19 protein-coding genes are annotated in these 19,725 nt (G+C 39.7%); 13 read left to right on the top strand and 6 right to left on the bottom strand.

Annotated elements, in window-relative coordinates; genetic code table 11:
- Positions 1–8: 8 nt before the first annotated feature.
- A complete protein-coding gene (gene rsmE, locus PR834_RS09600) occupies positions 9–740 on the bottom strand; it encodes a 16S rRNA (uracil(1498)-N(3))-methyltransferase (RefSeq protein WP_004264709.1) in 732 nt (243 codons plus the stop codon).
- A 279-nt stretch (positions 741–1,019) separates the two neighbouring features.
- Here rsmE and PR834_RS09595 point away from each other — a divergent pair, with 279 nt between their 5' ends.
- On the top strand, positions 1,020–1,829 hold the full coding sequence (locus PR834_RS09595; RefSeq protein ID WP_272536615.1) for a prepilin peptidase: 810 nt from the start codon (positions 1,020–1,022) through the stop codon (positions 1,827–1,829).
- A 61-nt stretch (positions 1,830–1,890) separates the two neighbouring features.
- Here PR834_RS09595 and PR834_RS09590 read toward each other — a convergent pair whose 3' ends face one another.
- Both PR834_RS09590 and PR834_RS09585 read right to left on the bottom strand, forming a co-directional pair.
- Positions 1,891–2,535 carry a DsbA family protein gene (locus PR834_RS09590; RefSeq protein ID WP_181488612.1) on the bottom strand — a complete coding sequence of 215 codons (645 nt, stop codon included), beginning with the start codon at positions 2,533–2,535 and terminating at the stop codon, positions 1,891–1,893.
- 172 nt (positions 2,536–2,707) lie between these two features.
- Entirely contained in the window at positions 2,708–3,580 is an 873-nt protein-coding gene (locus PR834_RS09585) for an MBL fold metallo-hydrolase (RefSeq protein ID WP_272525110.1), read from the bottom strand.
- 130 nt (positions 3,581–3,710) lie between these two features.
- Here PR834_RS09585 and PR834_RS09580 point away from each other — a divergent pair, with 130 nt between their 5' ends.
- On the top strand, positions 3,711–4,631 hold the full coding sequence (locus PR834_RS09580) for a LysR family transcriptional regulator (protein ID WP_004264725.1): 921 nt from the start codon (positions 3,711–3,713) through the stop codon (positions 4,629–4,631).
- Here PR834_RS09580 and PR834_RS09575 read toward each other — a convergent pair.
- Positions 4,605–5,540 (bottom strand): LysR family transcriptional regulator, encoded by a 936-nt coding sequence (locus PR834_RS09575; protein WP_004264729.1) that lies wholly within the window; start codon positions 5,538–5,540, stop codon positions 4,605–4,607. The genes PR834_RS09580 and PR834_RS09575 overlap by 27 nt on opposite strands.
- A gap of 126 nt (positions 5,541–5,666) precedes the next feature.
- Here PR834_RS09575 and lysA point away from each other — a divergent pair, with 126 nt between their 5' ends.
- From lysA to PR834_RS09555, 4 genes are all read left to right on the top strand, one after another.
- A complete protein-coding gene (gene lysA, locus PR834_RS09570; RefSeq protein ID WP_004264731.1) occupies positions 5,667–6,926 on the top strand; it encodes a diaminopimelate decarboxylase in 1,260 nt (419 codons plus the stop codon).
- Positions 6,927–7,097: 171 nt separating this feature from the next.
- Positions 7,098–7,733 carry a sel1 repeat family protein gene (locus PR834_RS09565; protein WP_272525111.1) on the top strand — a complete coding sequence of 212 codons (636 nt, stop codon included), beginning with the start codon at positions 7,098–7,100 and terminating at the stop codon, positions 7,731–7,733.
- Between the two features lie 22 nt (positions 7,734–7,755).
- The gene (locus PR834_RS09560; protein ID WP_140172725.1) at positions 7,756–8,991 is read left to right on the top strand and encodes a hypothetical protein; all 1,236 of its coding nucleotides are present in this window, start codon (positions 7,756–7,758) and stop codon (positions 8,989–8,991) included.
- Complete coding sequence (locus tag PR834_RS09555) at positions 8,988–9,683, top strand: hypothetical protein (protein WP_004264740.1); 696 nt, start codon at positions 8,988–8,990, stop codon at positions 9,681–9,683. Before PR834_RS09560 ends, PR834_RS09555 begins: the two co-directional genes overlap by 4 nt.
- A gap of 89 nt (positions 9,684–9,772) precedes the next feature.
- Here the strand turns inward: PR834_RS09555 and fadE are convergent, their stop codons facing one another.
- Complete coding sequence (fadE, locus tag PR834_RS09550) at positions 9,773–12,238, bottom strand: acyl-CoA dehydrogenase FadE (RefSeq protein ID WP_110592317.1); 2,466 nt, start codon at positions 12,236–12,238, stop codon at positions 9,773–9,775.
- A gap of 390 nt (positions 12,239–12,628) precedes the next feature.
- On the opposite strand from fadE, the gene lpcA reads away from it, so the two are divergent.
- Both lpcA and PR834_RS09540 read left to right on the top strand, forming a co-directional pair.
- Positions 12,629–13,207 (top strand): D-sedoheptulose 7-phosphate isomerase, encoded by a 579-nt coding sequence (gene lpcA, locus PR834_RS09545; protein ID WP_004264745.1) that lies wholly within the window; start codon positions 12,629–12,631, stop codon positions 13,205–13,207.
- Positions 13,208–13,233: 26 nt separating this feature from the next.
- A complete protein-coding gene (locus PR834_RS09540) occupies positions 13,234–14,001 on the top strand; it encodes a class II glutamine amidotransferase (protein WP_004264748.1) in 768 nt (255 codons plus the stop codon).
- Here PR834_RS09540 and PR834_RS09535 read toward each other — a convergent pair.
- Complete coding sequence (locus tag PR834_RS09535; RefSeq protein WP_004264751.1) at positions 13,972–14,709, bottom strand: L,D-transpeptidase family protein; 738 nt, start codon at positions 14,707–14,709, stop codon at positions 13,972–13,974. The two genes, PR834_RS09540 and PR834_RS09535, sit on opposite strands and share 30 nt — an antisense overlap.
- 416 nt (positions 14,710–15,125) lie before the next feature.
- Here PR834_RS09535 and PR834_RS09530 point away from each other — a divergent pair, with 416 nt between their 5' ends.
- Genes PR834_RS09530 through nqrE form a run of 5 tightly spaced genes read left to right on the top strand, consistent with a single transcriptional unit; the run spans position 15,126 to position 19,722 of the window.
- Positions 15,126–16,469, top strand: coding sequence for a Na(+)-translocating NADH-quinone reductase subunit A (locus tag PR834_RS09530; protein ID WP_004264753.1), 1,344 nt, complete (start codon positions 15,126–15,128; stop codon positions 16,467–16,469).
- 4 nt (positions 16,470–16,473) lie between these two features.
- Positions 16,474–17,712 (top strand): NADH:ubiquinone reductase (Na(+)-transporting) subunit B, encoded by a 1,239-nt coding sequence (locus tag PR834_RS09525; RefSeq protein WP_004264756.1) that lies wholly within the window; start codon positions 16,474–16,476, stop codon positions 17,710–17,712.
- A complete protein-coding gene (locus tag PR834_RS09520) occupies positions 17,705–18,499 on the top strand; it encodes a Na(+)-translocating NADH-quinone reductase subunit C (RefSeq protein WP_110592315.1) in 795 nt (264 codons plus the stop codon). Before PR834_RS09525 ends, PR834_RS09520 begins: the two co-directional genes overlap by 8 nt.
- The gene (locus tag PR834_RS09515; protein ID WP_004264762.1) at positions 18,492–19,121 is read left to right on the top strand and encodes an NADH:ubiquinone reductase (Na(+)-transporting) subunit D; all 630 of its coding nucleotides are present in this window, start codon (positions 18,492–18,494) and stop codon (positions 19,119–19,121) included. The genes PR834_RS09520 and PR834_RS09515 overlap by 8 nt, the downstream gene beginning before the upstream one ends.
- Positions 19,122–19,125: 4 nt before the next feature.
- Positions 19,126–19,722 carry an NADH:ubiquinone reductase (Na(+)-transporting) subunit E gene (nqrE, locus tag PR834_RS09510; RefSeq protein ID WP_004264764.1) on the top strand — a complete coding sequence of 199 codons (597 nt, stop codon included), beginning with the start codon at positions 19,126–19,128 and terminating at the stop codon, positions 19,720–19,722.
- Positions 19,723–19,725 lie beyond the last annotated feature (3 nt).

The raw sequence follows: 19,725 nt of genomic DNA, 5'->3' as shown, positions 1-19,725 counted from the left end.
TTTTCTCCTTACCCCAGATCACCTAAGCGCACTTGCAGTGCTGTGATAGCGGTTAGCGCAGTCGTTTCTGTTCGTAATACTCGAGGCCCTAACAGTATATCGGTAAATTGATAGTTTGCTGTCATGGCAATTTCGTCTGCTGACAAGCCACCTTCAGGGCCAATCAACAATCGTACTTTCTTTAGTTCAGTGGGTAGCGTATTAATACTTTCTGTCGCCCGTGGGTGTAAATTGACTTTAAACGCACCGTCATTCTCGGTGCACCAGGCTTCAAGGGTTTGCACTGGGCGAATTTCTGGAATTCGGTTGCGGCCGCATTGTTCACAGGCTGCAATTGCAATTTTTTGCCATTGTAGTAATTTTTTTTCGAGTCGTTCGCCATCTAAGCGAACACCACAACGTTCTGATAATAAAGGTGTTATTGTATTAACTCCGAGTTCGACAGATTTCTGGATGGTAAATTCCATTTTTTCCCCACGAGACATGACTTGCCCTAGGTGCAAATCGAGCGGGGATTCTCTATCATCAATTTGGCTATTTTCAATGTGTACGAATACGTTTTTTTTAGTTGCTTCAGTAATTTCAGCACTAAAGGTCTGATTGCTGCCATCAAAAAGTTCGAGTTTTTGGCCAGCAGTCATGCGTAGCACCCGGCCGACATGGTTTGCGGCATCATCACCAAGAGAAATTGTTGTATTTATTTGAAGAGGCTCTGGGTGATAAATGCGTGGAATGCGCATAGCTTTTCCTTAGTACAAACTGGGTTAATAAATAATATAACTTTGATGAATATGGGGGTTGAATTGTTAAACTCAAGCGCTACTACCTAGTTTATAACGAAATACTGACCTTTTATAGTATGTCTGTGCCATAAGCGATATCTTAAACAGTGATGAAAGCAAACTAGGAGATCATGATATTCGAATAAACCGACTCCACTCAACGGAATTAAAGTGTTGGGAGCATCGAAAATTCACAGTATATTTATTTTTATCTCCATAAAGGAATAAGGAGTTAATATGAGGGAACTAATTTGTATTTTTATATCATCAGCTATATCTATTATTTCACCGTCTGAGCAGTTTATATTAGCATGCCAAAATGGAAAATTTACAAATCCGTTTGATTTTGTTTGTATTTTTTCTGCTTTGATTATGTTATTAATCTCTTTTTTCTCGACTAAAAAGCTGCTTGTTTATTTACCAGTTGTTTTTTTTGATAAATCAAAAATTTTTATTAAAAATACTATTCTACTTCTAATATATGGCTTATTAATTTTTATAATATATTGGACGTCTGATGGTTTATATATGGTTTTATTTTTGACACTATATATTAATTTGATAATTCCATTATTCATCATTGATAATAAAATAGGTTATCTCCCTGATATTCTTACATACCCATTATTATGGTTGGGGCTGTTATATCAAATTCATTTGCCAAATGGGAATGTGGTTTCAGCTATTTACGCGGTGCTGATCAGTTACTTAGTAATGCTTATGGTGGTGACATTGGTTGAAAAACAAACGTCTCAGCCACAAATGGGGAGGGGGGATTTTAAACTCGTTGCCGCTTGTTCTGCCTGGCTTGGGGTTTGGCAGCTTCCTTACTTTCTGGGGACTGCCGCAGGGGTAGGGCTATTACAATATTGGGTAATCTATGGGTTATTGCCTAAAATATATCAAAAGAAGCAACAGGCGAATCAGGCCTACCCTGAGATACTATCTGGGGCAAAAATAGCTAAAAAAACGAAGACGATCCCATTTGGCCCTGCGCTAATTATTAGTGCTAGCATATGGTTGTATTTATCAATAATTGAATATTAAATTAAAAGACAACCATACGTGCATGCATGAAAGGGGTGAGTAAAAATCGGAGTTGTAGTTGTTAAGACGCTGTTGTTACTAGAGAGTCTAAAAACTGCTGCCATTTACTCGGCTCACCGAGGTAATTTTGTAATGGAACACGCAACCATCTATCCTGTTGTTGTATTAACAGTGTTGGAAAACCGGATGCACCTGACTGCGCTAACAGAGCCTTACTTGTTCCAATGTGGGCCGCAGTTTCATGTTGCTCACACTCACTGTAGTCGGACACATACTGGGTTACATCGAGGCCAATTTCTTTGGCGAGCTCAAGAAGTACCGCGGTATCTTTAATATGGCGTCCTGAAATATAGTGTGCTTTTTGAATGGCTTTAAGCATTTCAAAGCCTTTGCCTTGCTTGGTTGCCGCTAATATAGCGGTTTGCGGTGGTGTTGAGTCCATAACCAAATTAGGTTCGTGTAGCATTTTTATATAGTCATCGCCAAACACTTGCCCTGTCATTGATGCAATGCGCTTATCGGATTGCAGAATATATTGGCGAAAATTATCATCTAAATGTAGACGAGCGTCACCTGCTAGCATGCCACCACCATGCATTTCAATGTTGATACTTGGGTGTTGCTTGGCAATTTCGACTAAAGGCGCAGCGGCATAGCACCAGCCGCAATAAGGGTCATAAATATAGTGTAGGGTGATGTTGCTCATAATCGTTCTCTTTATTTGCTATTTTTAAATAATTTGAGTTAAGTTGTATCATTATCAAAAAATTAATACCACTATCATTCGGTTAAATCAGCCAAATTGCTTTTAGTAAGTCATTCAGTGTGCAGATACGGGGCATACCGCGCAACTGGCTGAAATAGTGAATATTACTTAATTACTGAGGCCATTTCATTTCGCCTTTAATGACTTTTGCACTAAGTTCTAAGCTTGATTTATCATCTAATTGTGGATACTTCGCTGCAACTTTTTGGATGAGCTCACCTGAGTTTTTACTTGTTTTATATGCACTTTCAAAGTCCTGTAAATATTTTTGAGTGAAAGAAACCGTCGCTACATCTAATTTAGACGCCCCCGTAAAGTGGCCGGGAACAACGGTTGCTGGGTTCAGAGCTTTGATGTCTTTTAATGTTTGCAGCCAATTTTTGCGTGACTCTTCTGTTTGGGTATCTGCTACCCAAACATGAATATTGTCAGAAACAATAACGCCCCCCACAACGGCTTTTAATGATGGAACCCAGACATAGGTTCTATCTGGCGAAGCGCCATCAAGGCCTTTAATTTCAAGTCGTTCGCCATCAACCGTAAAGCTATCTCCTTTAATCACTTCAGGGACGATAACATGGGCAGGGGCTTCATCTTTTAATACACCGCCCCAGTAAGCAAGTTTGCTATCTTTAGTGGCTTTAATGGCTTCAACTGTGTTTGCTGTTGCGATCACTTTAGCCTCTGGGAAGGCGTTTGTTAGGGTATCTAGCCCAAAATAGTAGTCTGGGTCAGAATGGCTAATGTAAATCGTAGTTAATTTTTTATTGAGTTTTTTAATCTTATCAACCAATTGTTGTGCATCATTTTTTTGAAATTGTGCATCAATCAACACCACTTCACTTGAACCGCTAATTATTTCAGAGGAAACTGGAAATACGCTGTTATTTCCAGGGTTATAAACATCTAGTGTGAGTGTTTCAGCTTGGGCCAGATTTATCGTTGTGGCAAATAGCGCGGTTGCCGCTAATAAGGTCAATTTCATGTTGTATCCTAAAATGAAGTTATACAGAAAAGTTTGTTTTGCATGTCGTGTATACTAAATTGCAATGATGAGATGAAAAACCCCATAATTAGGTGTTGTTTGTTGCATAATTCGGTCAAATGAGAATGGTATGGATAGATTAAAAGCGGCTGAGGTATTTATTACTATCGTTGAACAAGGCAGCCTAAGTGGAGCCGCAGAAAAACTGGATATGTCTAGAGCGATGGTGACACGCTATTTGTCAGAAATGGAGCAATGGGCGGGAGTACGTTTATTAAATCGCACCACTCGGAAATTAAGTCTAACTTCAGCAGGGGAAGGGGTATATCAACAATCTTTGCAACTTAATGCGATTTCCCAAATGGTGCCTGTGCAGCAAGAGCTTGATGCAAAAGCATTATCTGGTTTAGTGCGTATTAGTTGTTCACAATCAATCGCCCAAAGTGCGCTTTCTGTGGCTATTTCTGAGTTTATGAAGCTCTACCCGAATATGGCTATTGATATGCAAATATCGAATAAATCGGTAAATTTGATAGAAGAACGAATTGATTTGGCAATCCGTATCACGAATCAATTGGAACCGAGTTTAATCGCAAAACCCTTGTCAACTTGCCATTCTGTCATTTGTGCTTCACCTGACTTTTTAAAAGGAAAAAAACAGCCTGAAAAGCCAGAGGATTTAGTTTTGCTTGATTGCTTAACCTACAATTTTTTTGGTCGTAGCTTATGGGTATTTGAAAAAGCAGGCATGCAGCATAGTGTGTTAGTTGATGGGCGCTTAAGTGCTAACGAATCCGTATTTCTCGCTGAAGCAACATTGCAGGGGGCGGGTATCTCTATGCAACCTTATTATTCAGTTGCTAATCATTTGGCTTCGGGTGAGTTAGTTCAGTTATTACCTGAATATACTCCAATGCCACTAGGTATTTACGCTGTGTATACTAGCCGCCAAAAAATGCCAACCGCCCTGAGGGTGGTGATTGATTATCTCGCTAATTGGTTTGAAACTTCACCTCATTGGCACCTATTGATGCAACAGCGCGGAAGTTAGCTGAGTTCTTATTTGATTAAAGTTATCCTCTAAATGTTGAGTAAAAATATTGGTCAATTGTGATGAAGGGCGGTGAATTGGCCTTATTAAACTAACAGTAAAAGGAATCGAAAAACTGAGTGGGCGTAGAGCTAACTTCCCAGCTGATTGTTGATGGAAATCTAATGCAGTTAACGGGTTAACAATAGAAACTCCAATCCCTTTTAGTGCCATAGCGCAAATGGATGATGCCGAATGCGTTTCCATGACCATTTTTCGTTCGACGTGGTGTTCCGCAAAGGTTGAGTCAATCAACTGACGGTAGCTGTCAGTTAATGACAGGCTAATAAAACGTTGGCCTTGAAAATCGCTGGGTGTTAACACTTCTTTTTGGGTTAAAGGGTGGCTCGCCGGTAAGACACACACTTCATTTAAACTTCCTAGTGTTTGTTGTTCAGTTCCTGGTGGCATTTGTAGATGCTCTGTTAAGCCGAAATCGTAACGTTGGGCTGACAACCATTCCTCTAATACAGGGGACTCTTGTGGGATCACCGTGATGCTGACATCAGGGTAATTTTCCATAAACGATTGGCAAACCTGAGGTAATAAAGATTGGGCGAAAGCCGGTAGACAGGTTATCGATATTTGTGCATGTTCGAAGCGCCGGATGGTTTCCGCTGAATTTTTAATGCGCTCTAAACCATAATAGGAGCGTTCAACCTCTTCAAGAAACCGTAAACCTTGTGCTGTAGGTTGTAACCGCCCTTTGACTCTATCGAATAACTTAAACTGTAAAAGGTATTCTAAGCGAGCAAGTTCACGGCTGATAGTGGGTTGTGAAGTGTTCAGCAGCGCAGCGGCTTCCGTCAGGTTGGGGGTGGTCATCACCGCACGGAATATTTCGATGTGCCGCCATGAAATGGCTTGCATAAAAAGTCCTTAAATAAAGTCTATATCAAATATGAATAGATTTTAGCAAAATAGATATTTTTTTTCCCGTATTATTCTTTGAATAATAGCTTTTAATATAATAAAAACTTGCAAACGAGAAAGACAATGACTTCATTCGCAACGACAACAAGCCAATATTTAACCCCTGAGTATTTACGCGCATTACCTGAGCAGTATGGTAGCCCTGTTTGGGTTTATGATAGCGCGGTGATCATTGAGCGTATCAAGCAATTACAAGTTTTTGATACCGTGCGCTTTGCACAAAAAGCGTGCTCGAATATTCATATCCTGCGCTTAATGAAACAACAAGGCGTTAAAGTCGATTCCGTTTCCTTAGGGGAGATTGAACGTGCGCTGGTGGCAGGGTTCCAGCCTGGGCGTGAAAACTCAGAAATCGTCTTTACAGCGGATGTGCTCGATAGAGCGACATTAGCGAAAGTCACTGAGTTAGATATCCCTGTGAATGCTGGCTCGATTGATATGCTTGAACAAATTGGCGAGCAAAAAGCTGGCCATCCTGTTTGGCTGCGTATCAACCCTGGTTTTGGTCACGGTCATAGCCAAAAAACTAATACTGGCGGCGAAAATAGTAAGCACGGTATTTGGCATGAAGACTTATCTTTAGCGTTAGAAAAAATTCGCCATTATAATTTGTCATTGGTTGGTATTCATATGCATATTGGTTCTGGGGTTGACTATCAACATCTTGCCGATGTGTGTGATTCTATGGTGGCGCTAGTCACAACCGCAGGGGTTGACCTTCATGCCATTTCAGCAGGTGGTGGGTTATCAACCCCTTATCGTGAAGGTGATGAATTAATCGATGTGCAGCATTATTACAGCTTATGGGATAACGCTCGCCAACGTATCGAACAACACTTAGGGCACAAAATTGAACTTGAAATAGAACCTGGCCGATATTTGGTTGCGGAATCAGGCGTATTGTTAGCTGAAGTGCGAGCCGTTAAAGATATGGGTAGCCGCCACTATGTGCTTGTAGACAGTGGTTTTAATGACCTAATGCGCCCAGCGATGTATGGCAGCTATCACCATATTTCAGTATTACCCACGGATGGACGTAACGTTGATGGGGCTCAACTAAAAGACACTATTGTCGCTGGCCCTCTGTGTGAATCAGGAGATGTATTTACCCAGTTAGAGGGCGGTTTAGTGGTAACCCGCGCTTTACCCGAGGTGAAAGTTGGCGATTTTCTGGTTTTTCATGACACTGGCGCTTATGGTGCATCCATGTCATCAAACTACAATAGCCGCCCATTATTACCCGAAGTGATGTTTGTGAATGGCAAACCACAATTGATTCGCCGTCGCCAAACGATAGAGGAATTATTGGCGTTGGAGTTGTAATTTAAATAATTCCTCAAAAAATTAATGGATCCAGCTATTAAATAAATGGCTGGATTTTTTTGTTTTTAATTAAGGTTAAAACTACTCTTTTAGGTTATTTACAATACTTTTTTATATGTAAAAATAAATTTATTTTCTTCTAATGATTGATTTTATTTAAATGAGAATAATATGAAATTGATGATTTTTATACTTGGCTTAGCCTTTTTAGAGTGTAAAGCTAATGATTTTAAAAGAGATATCATTATGCCATCATATAGGATGTTATCATTTAATTATGATAGTAAGTATTTAATATATGAACCATCTATTAGTGATGAGTACCCACCACCAAGAAATGAAAAAGATTTCTTTTTGTTAGTTGAAAAGGCTGCATCAGGAGATTCAAATAGTAATTTATTATTATTTAAATTATTCCTTAAGGATTCTAATTGCAAGTATTTTGATTTTAAACCGTCGATACCTAATTTCATCTGCAAAAAAGCTGTTAATTACTTAATTGAATCAGTTAATATAAATCCTGATAATAATATGGCGTTATTTGAAATGAGTAAACTTTATCATAAAGGGGTTGTATTGAATGAAAATGAAAATAAAGCAAATATAATTCTAGATAAAATAATAAAAAAAGGAGGGAGAGATTCTGTATTAGTCTGTGATTACTTAGTTGAAATTACTCTTTTTGATGATGATGGAAATATAAAAAATATTGATAAATCTAGATATTATGCAGATATTGGTGCTAAAAATGGTAGCGAAAAATGTAAAAAATATCTCAATGATATAGATAACTATATGAGAAATTAATAGAGATAAAAGGGGGGGATGTATGGATGTTAAAGAATATATACCAGAACATTATTTACAAAGCGTAAATGAAGGTGATAGTCGATTGTTTGAATTAGATGATAATGGTTTCTCTAACTATGGAGGACCTAGCTTTACTATATTTGTTTCTCCGCCGGATAGCCAATATATAGATGTTGTAGGTGATAATACAAATATAGGGGATTCTTCTTTTGGTCATGTGTTTATTGGTCTTAAAGGCACAAATCCGGAAAGTAACCAATTTGAAAGCGTATCTATAGGTTTTAGTGCTGGTAATAGTTTTTTGACCAATACGGATAATATTTCATTCGATGATCATAATAAGTATTCAGAAGCATCATCTTTGACAATTGTGGGACAAGGACCTGTGTTTGATAATGATTTAAATAATTTATTTAAGACATATAATTCAATCAAAAATAATTTGGATGGTAATGAGAATTATAACTTGATATCAAATAATTGTATTGACTTCGTGAGTGATTTTCTTGAAAAGTCTGGTGTCAATGGTATTAAATTAGCAGGAACACCAAAGAAAAATTTAAAGAAAATAAAGGAAATAGCAAAGGACTATAAAACACCTTTAATTATTGACTTAAATAATAATGGAGTGGAAACTTTACCATATGATTTTGGTGTGCTATTTAAATTTAATGGAGAGCTAAAAAAAACCGGATGGGTTTCTCCCAGTGATGCATTATTGGTGATGGATAAAAATAGTGATGGAATTATTAATGATTCTAGTGAGTTATTTGGGGATGATTATCTGAAAGAAAATGGTTGTTTTGCATTAAATGGTTTTGATGGCTTAATGGATTTTGATAGCAATAATGATGGATTTGTTAGTAATGATGATTTTCACTGGGAATATCTTAAGTTATGGCGAGATAAAAACAGTGATGGTAAAACGCAGTCTGAAGAATTATTAGGTTTGAGTAAGGCCGGTATTTCATCAATAAGCTTAAGTTATTCATTTTCTGATTATGTGGATGAAAATAGTAATCAACATAAATTAATATCAGAGGTAACTTGGATTGATGGAAAAAAAACAGATATTGTTGATGTGTGGTTTAAACAAAAAGATATAGCTCATCCTGAAAATCAACTAGCAGAGTTGATTTCATTATTTAATAGTGAGTCATCTATAAGCTTAAATAATGTATTAATGACTACAATGAAAAATACACTACCATTTTTAAAATCAAATAACGATCGCGTATTTAATAGGTTAATATGAAATGGTTATTGGTTGTGCTAGTTTTTATTCTCAGTGGATATGATTCATATTCATACAGTGAAAATTTTTTACAAAGTAGTGACGTGAAACCTCCGTCGTATAGGATGCTTGCTTTTTCTACTAATAATATGAAGCATGAAGAAGAGAAAAATTTTTTTCAGGCCATGACACCAATTGAGACAGCAGAGAAATTTTATCTACTCAAAAATAAAGTAGATGAAGGTGACGCCAAAACCCATTATCTTTTATTTTTATTATATTTTGATGATTCGACCTGTTCTGAAAAAAGTCTAGTCAATTTAAAGCGAATTGCAGATGAAAATTGTTTAATTGGTTTAGAATATTTAAATAAAGCTGTAATGATTGATCCTAATTTCCAGCTGGGTTTATACCGATTAGCTTACTTTAATAATCACGGAGTTGGTGTGGAGATTGATTTGGAGCAGTCAATAAAATATTGGGAGAGGTTGATAGAAACTAAAGGTTATTACCGTCTATTAGCGTTAGAGGCTGCCTCTGAAATCTATTTTTACGAATTTGGAAAAATAGACAAAGCAAAAGAGTATCTAACAATTTGCGCAAATGAAGGTGGGGAGATTTGTCAATTTAAGCTAGGTGACTGGGATAATAAAATTAAATTACGACCTTATATATTAGAGGCTAAACAACGAGCAAACTCCCCGAGTACGTAGAAAATTGATGTATAATTTGCACTAATAAAAAACTCAAGGGGCGAATAACTCCTTGAGTTTTTTTATTACTTAATAAACTTAATAATTAATTAAGCCGCTTTCTTTTTCTTACTAGTTTCTTCATTTGAAGGTTCATCTGGTGACTTTTTTGTCGGAAGTACACCCAAATCATCAAACTCAAACTCATCGACGTTAATCGTCCGTAACCGGCTTGCTTCTGCTTTACGCAAGATATCAGCTTCTTCTTGCGTAATTACGTTTTCAGGAAGTAGTTGGTCAGCAAGCTTATCTAAGCGAGTAAAGCTGAGCTTACGCTCTTTTAAGCGGCAAATACGTTCGAAAATAGGTTCAGCGGCAATGATATCCAGCAAGGCTTGGTTAACTAAGCCATGAGGGTTGTTTTCCGTAGGTGTTAAATACTGCCCACGGCCCAATCTGTCGCGTGTTTCTGATGGCTCCATCAGAATTTGAGCCAGTTTATGGTCTAGTCGGTCTGATGGTGTCGACATCGCACGGCCAGTAGGGAACAGTGTGATGCGCATGATCCCGGCAACCAATTTGTTAGGGAAGTTTTTCAGGAGGTCATCCATCGCTTTTTCTGATTGATATAAACAATCTTCAACCGCCCATTTCACTAATGGTAAGTCTGCTTTCTGGCGACCTTCATCTTCATAACGTTTTAAGGTTGCAGATGCGAGATACAAGTGGCTTAAAATATCCCCTAAACGAGCAGAGATACGTTCACGGCGTTTCAAGCTACCGCCTAACACACCCATGGCAACATCGGATAGCAATGCTAAGTTGGCACTTTGGCGGTTTAGCATTTGATAGTAACGACGTGTTTCATCTTTGGTTGGTGCATGACTTCCACGGCCATTGGTTAAACCAAGCCAGAAGCTACGGAATTGGTTACTAACCACATGTCCAATATGCCCAAATACGGCTTTATCGAATTTATGTAAGTTATTGTCCTGCGCTGCGGCCATTTCTTCTAATACAAAAGGATGGCAACGGATAGCGCCTTGACCGAAGATGATCATACTGCGGGTTAGGATATTTGCCCCTTCAACTGTAATGGCGATAGGTGCGCCTTGATAGGCTCTGGCAACAAAGTTTGAATCCCCAAGACAGATTCCTTTACCACCCGTAATATCCATGGCATCAATAATGGCGCGCTGGCCACGGTGTGTACAGTGGTATTTAACAATAGCGGATAAAACGGCAGGTTTCTCACCTAACATAATTCCAGAGGTGATGAGAGTTGCTGCTGCATCCATTAGATAGGTATTACCCGCGATGCGCGCTAGCGGCTCTTCAATACCTTCCATTTTACCAATGGGTAATTTGAATTGGCGACGAATATAAGAGTAAGCTCCTGTCGCGATAGCGATACTCTTCAAGCTACCTGTTGAGTTCGATGGCAATGTAATGCCACGACCCACTGAAAGGCACTCAACCAACATTCTCCAACCTTGGCCAGCCATTTTTGGCCCACCAATAATGTAATCGATTGGAACAAAAATATCTTTTCCACGTGTAGGACCATTCATAAATGGAATATTTAGTGGGAAGTGGCGGTGACCAATTTCAACACCTGGGGTATTAGTTGGAATTAACGCACAGGTGATACCAAGGTTTTTCTCGCCACCTAAGAGTTTATCAGGGTCTGAAAGTTTGAATGCGAGACCTAGTACAGTGGCAATTGGTGCTAAGGTAATATAGCGTTTGTTCCATGTTAAACGCATTCCTAATACTTGCTCACCTTGCCATTCTCCCATACAAACGACACCTGAATCTGGGATTGCACCAGCATCTGAGCCTGCTTCAGGGCTCGTTAATGCAAAACATGGAATTTCTTCACCCGTCGCTAAGCCCGGTAAATAGCGTTGTTTTTGTTCGTCAGTCCCATAATGCTGTAGTAGTTCGCCAGGGCCTAATGAATTTGGAACACCAACAGTGATAGCAAGAATACCGGATACGCCAGCGAGTTTTTGTAGAACTTGAGACTGTGCATAAGCAGAAAACTCAAGGCCACCATATTCTTTTTTGATGATCATAGCGAAGAAACGGTGATCACGTAGGTATTGCCACACTTCAGGAGGAAGATCCGCAAGTTCATGGCTAACTTCGAAGTCATTGACCATACCACAAACAGTTTCAACGGGCCCATCCATAAAAGCTTGTTCTTCTGCGGTTAATTGTGGTTTTGGGTAGTTATGCAGTTTATTCCAATCTGGAGCACCACGGAAAAGGTCACCTTCCCACCACGTTGTTCCAGCGTCAATGGCTTCTTTTTCTGTACTTGACATTGGCGGCATGACTTTTTGGAACATTTTCATCGCGCGGATAGAGAAAAGCGATTGACGTACGGGAGTGAAGACAAAAGGAAATAAAACCAAGGCAACTGGCAGTAACATCCAGTAGCTCCAAATATTGATGACCCCCATAACCGCGGTATAGGCCAATAATAATATTGAGCTAAAAACTAAAGAGGTTTTGTGGTAACAAAGTACGCCGATTAAGGCGAGAAATAACACAATGCTGAGAAGGATCATAGTTAAGCTCCTGTCCACTTGTAAGAGGTCTGACCTGTTTGTTGCTTTAATCTATACCTATTAATAAAGGATTAGCAATGTATTTACATCTTAATTACAACTTAGCTCACAAAAACGTCATATAAAGGAAATTATCGTAGTAATTAGTCTTATTTGTTTTATGAAAAGTCAGGTTATTGGTTATGAGATACGGTGAATTTTGTCGATAGGGTCATGACAGCACAATCAAAAGTAGAAACAAAATTATCCCTGTGCAACAATCTGACTATTAAAGATTAATTACTGATATCTATCTGAGTTTTGCCATGGAACGCCATTTTTCTTTTAGGATAATTTGGATGTAAATTAATCGTAATTTCTGTAACGTATTCTTAATTAAGAGGAAATCTCATGTATCAAGACTTAATCCGCGGCGAGCTGACTGAAGCGGCCGAGACGTTATCGAATTTCCTTAGCGATGATGCCAATATTAATGCTATCCAACAGGCTGCCGTTCTACTTGCTGACTCTTTTAAAGCAGGTGGCAAAGTATTATCTTGTGGTAATGGGGGCTCTCACTGTGATGCAATGCATTTTGCTGAAGAATTAACTGGGCGTTATCGCGAAAACCGCCCAGGTTATCCTGCGATTGCTATTTCAGATGTGAGTCATTTATCTTGTGTGAGTAATGACTTCGGCTATGAGTATGTTTTTTCGCGCTTTATCGAAGCTGTTGGCATGAAAGGTGATGTTTTACTCGGAATTTCTACCTCAGGTAATTCAGGAAACATTATTAAAGCGATTGCCGCTGCGCGTGAAAAAGGTATGAAAGTCATCACGCTAACAGGTAAAGATGGCGGGAAAATGGCTGGAACCGCGGATATTGAAATTCGTGTTCCACACTTTGGGTATGCCGACCGTATCCAAGAAATTCATATTAAAGTTATTCATATCTTAATTCAGTTAATCGAAAAAGAGATGGTGAAGTAACGTTATTATTGATCAGGAGCTTTTAAATGTGCGAGTTACTTGGCATGAGTGCCAATGTTCCAACCGATATTTCGTTTAGCCTAAGTGGGTTAATTTCCCGAGGGGGCCAAACAGGCCCACATAAAGATGGTTGGGGAATTACCTTTTATGAGGGGCTCGGGTGTCGCACATTTAAAGATCCTCAACCCAGTTTTTTATCACCTGTCGCTCGTTTTGTGCAGGAATACCCGATTAAATCAGAAAGTGTTGTTGCGCATATTCGCCAAGCAAATCGGGGGGATGTGTCGTTAGCAAATACTCACCCCTTTACTCGTGAGCTATGGGGACGTAATTGGACTTATGCACATAATGGGCAATTAAAGGGGTATCGTACACTGAAAACTGGACGTTATTGCCCAATAGGTGAAACTGATAGCGAATGGGCATTTTGTTGGATACTTCATCAACTCAGTGAAAAATACCCACGCAGGCCATCGAATTGGAAAAGCGTGTTCCGTTTTATTGCGACATTAGCTGACCAATTACGTCATAAAGGGGTATTTAATATGTTGCTGTCTGATGGGCAATATATGATGGCCTTTAGCTCGACGAATTTACATTGGTTAACGCGTAAGGCACCGTTTGGTAAAGCAAAATTACTTGACCAAGATATTGAAATCGATTTTGAGCAGTGCACGACCCCCACTGATGTGGTCTCTGTTATCGCAACGCAACCACTAACGGGTAACGAAAACTGGCAGCGAATTGACCCTGGTAATTTCGTCTTATTCTATCTTGGTGAGCGCATATTGTGATTTAGACCCTAACAATTTTGTTGGGGTATCAGCTTGGTCAATAACCGCATATTTACCTAAAGCGACCGACACCTCGGCAGGCCTTCCTGTGCGGTTGAAATACTCGTAAGCGGGTTGTAGCTGCTTCCAGAAGGCATAATGGCTGGAATTACGGTAGCGCAGCATATTTTCATTTGTCATTTTAAATGGGTAAATGCTGACATTAATGACCGACTGTCCGCTGAGTAAGGCCGTTTCTACTGTTTGGTAAATCTCACCCATATATTTATCGGTCATGGCATAACATCCCACCGAAACGCAACTGCCGTGGATCATAAGATAGCTACCGCTATAGCCTTGCGCTTTATCAAACTCATTAGGAAAACCAATATTGATAGATCGGTAATACCGACTATTAGGATTGAGCTGTTCCGCTGTAATTTGATAAAATCCTTCTGGACTTTTCAGGTCGCCTTCAATTTTTTTGGGACCTAGCCCTCCTGAAAACTTACAAATTGGGTAAGTTTTCGACAGTTTATATTTTCCTGATGGTGTTTTTTGGTAGAGTTCTAATAAACCTTCTTGCTTAAATATTTGAATAAAAATGGATGAGTTTGAGCTATCCGATACGTTATTATTAAGTAGAAATGAATAGTTACTTGCCTGAATAGCAGGAGAATATATGAGTACAAATAAAAAAATTGCACTAAAAAATTTACTTAATTTCATATTTAAGCCATATCAAGAAAATGTTTTTGAACAAAAAGAGTACATATTTTATGCATTCTAGACGAGTAAATCGAAAATTAATATAGTTTGTTAATAGTTTTTAAATGAACCTTTATTGTGTAAATAATAAACAACGATCGATAAATATGAGCTTAAATATCGATAATACCGAATTGTTAACAGAAAAATTTAAATATTAATGCAATTTGCTTGAACTATGTCACTTCTATAGCCGGACATAGAGAGTGGGAACTGATAAAATTGTGGGTGGCAGAAGATAAAATTTAGTAACAATTATGTGAGAATACCTGCTTAAGTGATGACGATTACTTGAGCTATTTTTTATTTAATGAGTCGCTATCATTCATTGCTGAATCGTTAGCTTAGGGTTTAACTGATAAACTTGTGCAGATCTTATGATTAAAATTAAAAAAGGCCTCAACCTTCCTATCGCAGGTGAGCCAGCCCAAGTGATAGAAGACGGCCCGAAAATTCAACACGTAGCTGTGCTAGGTGAGGAATATGTCGGAATGCGTCCTTCGATGCTGGTTAAAGAAGGTGAGCGTGTAGTTAAAGGACAGGTTCTTTTTGAAGATAAAAAGAACCCAGGGGTTTTATTTACAAGCCCAGCCTGCGGTAAAATTGTTGCTATTCATCGTGGTGAGCGTCGTGTGCTTCAATCTGTTGTCATCGAAATTGATGGTGATGAACAAGAAACATTTGCAGCTTATACTCGTGATGAGCTATCAACATTAACGCAACAACAAGTCGAAGATAACTTGATCAAATCGGGTCTGTGGACATCTTTAAGAACGCGTCCATTTAGCCGTTCACCACAACCGGGTTCTTCACCTATCGCTATTTTTGTCACTGCAATGGATACTAACCCACTTGCAGCGGATCCTGTTTTAATTATTAAAGAGCAAGAACAAGCATTTAACGATGGGCTTTTGGTTCTAAGTCGTTTAACAGAAGGTAAAATCCATGTGTGTCATGGAGAGGGAGACTTACCGAAGAATACGGCACATAACCAAATTTCTTATACTCAGTTTGCAGGGCCGCATCCTGCTGGTTTAGCGGGAACTCATATTCATTTCTTAGAACCTGTGAGTATTAAGAAAAAAGTTTGGAGCCTTAATTACCAAGACGTTATTGCTATTGGTAAGCTATTTGTTACGGGTCACCTATACACAGACCGCGTGATTTCATTAGCAGGGCCACAAGTTGAAAAACCTCGTCTTCTGCGTACTCGCCTAGGTGCTGATTTATATGAATTAACACAAGGTCAGCTTAAAGCGGGTGAAAATCGTATTATTTCCGGTTCAGTCCTTTGGGGCGTGACATGCGATGATACCCATCACTATCTTGGTCGTTTTCATAATCAAGTCTCAGTGTTAGCCGAAGGTCGCAATAAAGAGTTATTTGGCTGGATTATGCCTGGTGTTAATAAATTTACGATTACTCGTACCACAATCGGGCATTTCCTGAAAAATAAACGTTTTAATTTTACAACGACAATGAACGGTGGCGAGCGTTCGATGGTGCCAATTGGTAACTACGAGCGAGTCATGCCTCTCGATATCATGGTCACTCATTTATTGCGCGATCTCCTTGCTGGAGACACTGACTCATCACAAGAATTGGGCTGTTTAGAGTTGGACGAAGAAGATTTAGGTTTATGTACCTACGTTTGCCCAGCGAAATATGAATATGGTCCGGTGCTACGCGATGTTCTGACCAAGATTGAGCTAGAAGGGTGATTCCATGGGTCTGAAAAATTTATTTGAAAAGTATGAGCACCATTTTGAGCCCGGTGGAAAGCTAGAAAAATACTATGCGTTATTTGAAGCAGTTTCGACTGTTTTTTACACGCCGGGTACGGTAACAAAAGGGCGTTCTCATGTCAGGGATACTATTGACCTGAAACGTATGATGATATTGGTGTGGCTAGCGGTTTTCCCAGCTATGTTCTGGGGAATGTATAACGTTGGTAACCAAGCCATCCCAGCTTTGCATCAATTATATAGCGGGGCTGAATTACAGCAAGTTCTAGCTAGTGATTGGCATTATAGCTTAGCGCAGTTTTTAGGCGCATCACTTTCGATGGATGCGGGATGGGGAAGTAAAATGCTGCTGGGTGCAGTGTATTTCCTTCCTATTTATGCAGTCGTTTTCTTAGTCGGTGGTTTCTGGGAAGTGTTATTCGCCATGATCCGCGGCCATGAAATAAACGAAGGCTTCTTTATTACCTCGATTCTATTTGCCTTAATTGTGCCGCCAACCATTCCTTTATGGCAGGCTGCATTAGGTATCACGTTCGGGGTTGTTATTGCGAAAGAAATTTTTGGCGGTACTGGGCGTAACTTCTTAAACCCGGCATTGGCTGGACGTGCTTTCTTATTCTTTGCTTATCCTGCTCAAATATCAGGTGACTTAGTTTGGACCGCTGCAGATGGCTTCTCTGGTGCAACACCATTATCACAATGGGCAACAGGTGGTGAGCATGCGCTAATGAACACAGTGACTCATGAGCCTATTACTTGGATGCAAGCCTTTTTAGGTAATATGCCAGGTTCAATTGGTGAAGTGTCAACTCTGATGCTGTTTATTGGTGGGGCTCTTATCATGTTCTTCCGTATCGCATCATGGCGCATTGTTGCTGGTGTGATGGTTGGTATGATTGCAATGTCCTACCTATTCAACGCGATTGGCTCTGATACCAACCCGTTATTTGCTATGCCATGGTGGTGGCACATGGTACTCGGTGGCTTCGCATTCGGTATGATTTTTATGGCGACAGACCCAGTATCAGCTTCATTCACAGACAAAGGTAAATGGGCGTACGGCATTCTGATCGGTGTAATGTGTGTTCTTATCAGGGTTGTTAACCCAGCTTATCCAGAAGGGATGATGCTGGCGATCCTATTCGCCAACCTGTTTGCTCCTCTGTTTGACTATCTGGTCGTTCAAGCAAATATTAAGCGGAGAAAAGCTCGTGGCTAATGAAAAACCAATTAATAACGATAGCGTCGGCAGAACATTTCTAGTTGTTTTTATTCTTTGTCTAGTGTGCTCTATTGTCGTCGCAGGTGCTGCCGTTGGTTTAAAACCACAGCAGCAAGAACAGATTCAGTTAGATACTCAACGTAACATTTTAAGTGTTGCTGGGTTGCTACAGCCTAAAATGACCGCTGAGGAAGTTCAAAATGTGTATAAGGATCGCATCGAACCTAAACTTTTGAATTTTAAAACTAATGAATTATCTGATAGCACTAGCCGTTATGACTTAAATAGCGAGCTACGCAGCGAAGAAACGAGTATTGCACTCTCTCCTGCAGAGGATATTGCAAAAATCCGCCGTCGTGCCAATAGCGCTGAAATCTATTTGGTTAAAGATGAAGCAGGAAAAGTATCACAAATTATTTTACCTGTTTACGGTTCTGGTTTGTGGTCTGTCATGTATGCCTTTATTGCGGTAGATGTAGATGGTGTTACCTCTCGTGGTATTACTTACTACGCACATGGTGAAACACCAGGGCTGGGTGGTGAGGTTGATAACCCTCAGTGGAAAGCACAATGGCCAGGTAAAAAGCTGTTCAATGAACAGGGGGTTCCGGCAATTAAAATCGTGCGCGGTGGTGCTACAGATAACCCATACGGTATCGACGGCCTTTCAGGTGCGACTCTAACATCGAACGGGATCCAACATATGTTTGATTTCTGGTTAGGGGATAACGGTTTTGGTCCGTTCCTGAAAAAAGTACGTGAAGGAGCGCTGAATAATGGCTGATTCAAAAGAAGTAAAACGCGTCCTACTTGGGCCGCTATTTGATAACAACCCAATTGCTTTACAGGTATTAGGGGTTTGTTCTGCACTTGCAGTGACAACGAAGTTAGAAACCGCGCTCGTTATGACGATTGCTGTAACCTTAGTAACGGCTTTTTCTAACTTCTTTATCTCACTCATCAGGAACTATATTCCGAGTAGTGTGCGTATTATTGTTCAAATGGCGATTATTGCGTCTTTAGTTATTGTCGTTGACCAAATTTTACGTGCATACGCTTATGAAATATCAAAACAACTTTCTGTATTTGTTGGCTTGATTATTACTAACTGTATCGTCATGGGACGTGCTGAAGCTTACGCAATGAAAGCACCACCAATTGAAAGCTTCATGGACGGTATTGGTAACGGACTTGGTTATGGTGTGATCCTTGTTTTAGTCGGTTTTTTCCGTGAGTTATTTGGTTCCGGCAAATTGTTTGGTATCACAGTTTTTGAATCACTACAAACCGGTGGTTGGTACATGCCAAATGGCTTGTTCCTCCTCGCGCCAAGTGCATTCTTTATCATTGGTATGCTGATTTGGGGACTACGTACTCTGAAACCAGCTCAGGTAGAGAAGGACTAATCACATGGAACACTATATTAGCCTGTTTGTTAAAGCCATTTTTATTGAAAATATGGCATTAGCGTTTTTCTTGGGAATGTGTACTTTCCTTGCGGTGTCGAAGAATGTAAAAACCGCTTTTGGGCTGGGTATCGCTGTAACGGTAGTTCTGGGGATCTCTGTCCCAGCCAATAACTTAGTATACAACTTGGTGTTACGTGATGGTGCGATTGCCGAAGGTATCGATTTATCCTTCTTGAACTTCATCACTTTTATCGGTGTTATTGCCGCGTTAGTTCAGATTCTTGAAATGATTTTAGACCGCTACTTCCCGTCACTGTATAACGCGTTAGGTATCTTTTTGCCATTGATTACCGTTAACTGTGCCATTTTCGGTGGTGTTTCTTTCATGGCTCAGCGTGATTATAACTTTAGCGAATCGATTGTGTATGGGTTCGGTTCGGGGATCGGTTGGATGCTCGCAATCGTATTGCTGGCGGCTATCCGTGAGAAGATGAAGTACTCAGATATTCCATCGGGTCTAAAAGGGTTAGGTATCACCTTTGTGACAACCGGTTTAATGGCATTGGGCTTTATGTCCTTCTCCGGTGTGCAGCTATAAAGG

The organism is Providencia sp. PROV182, from assembly GCF_028480325.1.
In the GTDB taxonomy this organism is placed as follows: Bacteria; Pseudomonadota; Gammaproteobacteria; order Enterobacterales; family Enterobacteriaceae; genus Providencia; species Providencia hangzhouensis.
The sequence above is the reverse complement of the archived record's forward strand: the minus strand, read 5'-3'. Positions and strand labels throughout refer to the sequence as shown.

Coding starts and splice junctions, on each gene's coding strand:
- rsmE (WP_004264709.1), bottom strand. CDS start 740: ATGCGCATTCCACGCATTTATCACCCAGAGCCTCTTCAAATAAATACA.
- PR834_RS09595 (WP_272536615.1), top strand. CDS start 1,020: ATGAGGGAACTAATTTGTATTTTTATATCATCAGCTATATCTATTATT.
- PR834_RS09590 (WP_181488612.1), bottom strand. CDS start 2,535: ATGAGCAACATCACCCTACACTATATTTATGACCCTTATTGCGGCTGG.
- PR834_RS09585 (WP_272525110.1), bottom strand. CDS start 3,580: ATGAAATTGACCTTATTAGCGGCAACCGCGCTATTTGCCACAACGATA.
- PR834_RS09580 (WP_004264725.1), top strand. CDS start 3,711: ATGGATAGATTAAAAGCGGCTGAGGTATTTATTACTATCGTTGAACAA.
- PR834_RS09575 (WP_004264729.1), bottom strand. CDS start 5,540: ATGCAAGCCATTTCATGGCGGCACATCGAAATATTCCGTGCGGTGATG.
- lysA (WP_004264731.1), top strand. CDS start 5,667: ATGACTTCATTCGCAACGACAACAAGCCAATATTTAACCCCTGAGTAT.
- PR834_RS09565 (WP_272525111.1), top strand. CDS start 7,098: ATGAAATTGATGATTTTTATACTTGGCTTAGCCTTTTTAGAGTGTAAA.
- PR834_RS09560 (WP_140172725.1), top strand. CDS start 7,756: ATGGATGTTAAAGAATATATACCAGAACATTATTTACAAAGCGTAAAT.
- PR834_RS09555 (WP_004264740.1), top strand. CDS start 8,988: ATGAAATGGTTATTGGTTGTGCTAGTTTTTATTCTCAGTGGATATGAT.
- fadE (WP_110592317.1), bottom strand. CDS start 12,238: ATGATCCTTCTCAGCATTGTGTTATTTCTCGCCTTAATCGGCGTACTT.
- lpcA (WP_004264745.1), top strand. CDS start 12,629: ATGTATCAAGACTTAATCCGCGGCGAGCTGACTGAAGCGGCCGAGACG.
- PR834_RS09540 (WP_004264748.1), top strand. CDS start 13,234: ATGTGCGAGTTACTTGGCATGAGTGCCAATGTTCCAACCGATATTTCG.
- PR834_RS09535 (WP_004264751.1), bottom strand. CDS start 14,709: ATGAAATTAAGTAAATTTTTTAGTGCAATTTTTTTATTTGTACTCATA.
- PR834_RS09530 (WP_004264753.1), top strand. CDS start 15,126: ATGATTAAAATTAAAAAAGGCCTCAACCTTCCTATCGCAGGTGAGCCA.
- PR834_RS09525 (WP_004264756.1), top strand. CDS start 16,474: ATGGGTCTGAAAAATTTATTTGAAAAGTATGAGCACCATTTTGAGCCC.
- PR834_RS09515 (WP_004264762.1), top strand. CDS start 18,492: ATGGCTGATTCAAAAGAAGTAAAACGCGTCCTACTTGGGCCGCTATTT.
- nqrE (WP_004264764.1), top strand. CDS start 19,126: ATGGAACACTATATTAGCCTGTTTGTTAAAGCCATTTTTATTGAAAAT.